The organism is Neobacillus drentensis (assembly GCF_036962125.1).
GTDB lineage: Bacteria > Bacillota > Bacilli > Bacillales > Cytobacillaceae > Neobacillus > Neobacillus drentensis_B.
The window spans coordinates 1,709-4,673 of record NZ_JBALOA010000033.1 but is presented as its reverse complement, the minus strand read 5'-3'; the positions used below and the strand labels follow the sequence as shown (position 1 = coordinate 4,673).

Annotated in this window: 1 rRNA gene; it reads right to left on the bottom strand. The window is 52.5% G+C overall.

Going from position 1 to position 2,965, the window contains the following annotated elements:
* Positions 1-38: 38 nt before the first annotated feature.
* Positions 39-2,965 (bottom strand): 23S ribosomal RNA (locus V7121_RS22275).

Sequence of the window (2,965 nt, the reverse complement as noted above, 5' to 3'; positions counted from 1 at the left end):
AATGCAGAAGAAGTTGTAAACTTGAGTTCGCCTTTAAAAATGGTTAAGTCCTCGAACGATTAGTATCAGTCAGCTCCACATGTTACCACGCTTCCACCTCTGACCTATCAACCTGATCATCTTTCAGGGTTCTTACTAGCTTGCGCTATGGGAAATCTCATCTTGAGGGGGGCTTCATGCTTAGATGCTTTCAGCACTTATCCCGTCCGCACATAGCTACCCAGCGATGCTCTTGGCAGAACAACTGGTACACCAGCGGTGCGTCCATCCCGGTCCTCTCGTACTAAGGACAGCTCCTCTCAAATTTCCTGCGCCCACGACGGATAGGGACCGAACTGTCTCACGACGTTCTGAACCCAGCTCGCGTACCGCTTTAATGGGCGAACAGCCCAACCCTTGGGACCGACTACAGCCCCAGGATGCGATGAGCCGACATCGAGGTGCCAAACCTCCCCGTCGATGTGGACTCTTGGGGGAGATAAGCCTGTTATCCCCGGGGTAGCTTTTATCCGTTGAGCGATGGCCCTTCCATGCGGAACCACCGGATCACTAAGCCCGACTTTCGTCCCTGCTCGACTTGTAGGTCTCGCAGTCAAGCTCCCTTGTGCCTTTACACTCTGCGAATGATTTCCAACCATTCTGAGGGAACCTTTGGGCGCCTCCGTTACTTTTTAGGAGGCGACCGCCCCAGTCAAACTGCCCACCTGACACTGTCTCCCACCCCGATGAGGGGTGCGGGTTAGAATTTCAATACAGCCAGGGTAGTATCCCACCGACGCCTCCACCGAAGCTAGCGCTCCGGCTTCTCAGGCTCCTACCTATCCTGTACAAGCTGTACCAAAATTCAATATCAGGCTACAGTAAAGCTCCACGGGGTCTTTCCGTCCTGTCGCGGGTAACCTGCATCTTCACAGGTACTATAATTTCACCGAGTCTCTCGTTGAGACAGTGCCCAGATCGTTACGCCTTTCGTGCGGGTCGGAACTTACCCGACAAGGAATTTCGCTACCTTAGGACCGTTATAGTTACGGCCGCCGTTTACTGGGGCTTCGATTCAGAGCTTCGCTTAGCAGCTAACCCCTCCTCTTAACCTTCCAGCACCGGGCAGGCGTCAGCCCCTATACTTCGCCTTGCGGCTTCGCAGAGACCTGTGTTTTTGCTAAACAGTCGCCTGGGCCTATTCACTGCGGCTCTTCGAGGCTATTCACCTCAAAAAGCACCCCTTCTCCCGAAGTTACGGGGTCATTTTGCCGAGTTCCTTAACGAGAGTTCTCTCGCTCACCTTAGGATTCTCTCCTCGCCTACCTGTGTCGGTTTGCGGTACGGGCACCTTTTATCTCGCTAGAGGCTTTTCTTGGCAGTGTGGAATCAGGAACTTCGGTACTAAATTTCCCTCGCTATCACAGCTCAACCTTCACGAGAAGCGGATTTGCCTACTTCTCAGTCTAACTGCTTAGACGCGCATATCCAACAGCGCGCTTACCCTATCCTCCTGCGTCCCCCCATTGCTCAAACGATAAAGAGGTGGTACAGGAATATCAACCTGTTGTCCATCGCCTACGCCTTTCGGCCTCGGCTTAGGTCCCGACTAACCCTGAGCGGACGAGCCTTCCTCAGGAAACCTTAGGCATTCGGTGGATGAGATTCTCACTCATCTTTCGCTACTCATACCGGCATTCTCACTTCTAAGCGCTCCACCAGTCCTTACGGTCTAGCTTCAACGCCCTTAGAACGCTCTCCTACCACTGACATCTACGATGTCAATCCACAGCTTCGGTGATACGTTTAGCCCCGGTACATTTTCGGCGCAGAGTCACTCGACCAGTGAGCTATTACGCACTCTTTAAATGGTGGCTGCTTCTAAGCCAACATCCTGGTTGTCTAAGCAACTCCACATCCTTTTCCACTTAACGTATACTTTGGGACCTTAGCTGGTGGTCTGGGCTGTTTCCCTTTTGACTACGGATCTTATCACTCGCAGTCTGACTCCCACGGATAAGTCTTTGGCATTCGGAGTTTGTCTGAATTCGGTAACCCGATGAGGGCCCCTAGTCCAAACAGTGCTCTACCTCCAAGACTCTTACTACGTGAGGCTAGCCCTAAAGCTATTTCGGAGAGAACCAGCTATCTCCAAGTTCGATTGGAATTTCTCCGCTACCCACACCTCATCCCCGCACTTTTCAACGTGCGTGGGTTCGGGCCTCCATCCAGTGTTACCTGGACTTCACCCTGGACATGGGTAGATCACCTGGTTTCGGGTCTACGACCACATACTCATACGCCCTATTCAGACTCGCTTTCGCTGCGGCTCCGTCTCTTCAACTTAACCTTGCATGGGATCGTAACTCGCCGGTTCATTCTACAAAAGGCACGCCATCACCCATGAACGGGCTCTGACTACTTGTAGGCACACGGTTTCAGGAACTATTTCACTCCCCTTCCGGGGTGCTTTTCACCTTTCCCTCACGGTACTGGTTCACTATCGGTCACTAGGGAGTATTTAGCCTTGGGAGATGGTCCTCCCTGCTTCCGACCGGATTTCTCGTGTCCGGCCGTACTCAGGATCCACTCAGGAGGGAACGAAGTTTCGACTACAGGGTTTTTACCTTCTTTGACGGACCTTTCCAGGTCGCTTCATCTACCCCGTTCCTTTGTAACTCCATGTTGAGTGTCCTACAACCCCAAGAGGCAAGCCTCTTGGTTTGGGCTATGTCCCGTTTCGCTCGCCGCTACTCAGGGAATCGCGTTTGCTTTCTCTTCCTCCGGGTACTTAGATGTTTCAGTTCCCCGGGTATGCCTTCGATACCCTATGTATTCAGGTAAAGATACTGTTCCATTACGAACAGTGGGTTCCCCCATTCGGAAATCTCCGGATCAAAGCTTACTTACAGCTCCCCGAAGCATATCGGTGTTAGTCCCGTCCTTCATCGGCTCCTAGTGCCAAGGCATTCACCGTGCGCCCTTT